This is a genomic window from Bradyrhizobium sp. Kon58 (genome assembly GCF_055807455.1).
This window is the reverse complement of the sequence record NZ_JBVVOT010000366.1, coordinates 1-287: the sequence shown is the minus strand read 5'-3', so window position 1 is coordinate 287 and position 287 is coordinate 1. Positions and strand designations below refer to the sequence as shown.

The following is a 287-nucleotide window of genomic DNA, read 5'->3' as shown; positions in this document are numbered from 1 at the left end:
AAATCAAGGGGTTAAATAAAAATAGCGAACCCGGCCGGGTCCGCTATCACTAAAGGTGTATATATACAATTATCAGCTGTTTTCAGACAATCGGCCGCCACTTCCCAAGCATATGCTGTATGTCGCCAGCGCCGCTCAACACTAACTCGCCACGTGAGCCGGTGCCGGTAGTCATCAGGCTTACTGCACTGGGCAGGCGCACGGGTTTCTTGAAGTGCACCTCTATTTCAAGGGGGGCGACTGGCAGTAGTTCGCCCATCGCCGCGAGCGTGCGCGCCTTGTTCCAC

The 287-nt window shown here is 54.7% G+C and carries 1 protein-coding gene; it reads right to left on the bottom strand.

Annotated features, from left to right (window positions below; all coding sequences use genetic code 11):
• Positions 1–82: 82 nt before the first annotated feature.
• Positions 83–287 (bottom strand): hypothetical protein (locus AC0L20_RS40800; protein ID WP_473295792.1); only part of this gene is annotated, 205 nt, incomplete at its 5' end.